General features: G+C 41.3%; 1 pseudogene. It reads right to left on the bottom strand.

The annotated features are described in order from the left end of the window. Window positions 1-252 (bottom strand): annotated as a pseudogene (locus tag CWC02_RS20640) (bifunctional tetrahydrofolate synthase/dihydrofolate synthase); the annotation flags it as partial.

Genomic DNA, 252 nt, shown 5'->3' with positions numbered 1-252 from the left:
CGCCAGTTAACGCCTTCACTGCCTTCTGTGAATATGAAGTCACGGCCTGATAACTCCATATCAGCGTTAATATCATTACCATACTCAGTCACTGTATTCGGAATCGCTAAAACGCCAACAATAGCCGGTGTATTGGTACGGAAAATACCTGCTTTATCGAAACCAACAAGTTCTCGAGTATCGCCTACGTATTCTTTATGGTCTAAATATATGCAGGTGATAACACAACCATGTTGGTTCACTATAATAGTC

This window comes from Pseudoalteromonas sp. S2721, assembly GCF_005887425.1.
Lineage (GTDB): Bacteria > Pseudomonadota > Gammaproteobacteria > Enterobacterales > Alteromonadaceae > Pseudoalteromonas > Pseudoalteromonas simplex.
This window is presented reverse-complemented; position numbering and strand designations above follow the sequence as displayed.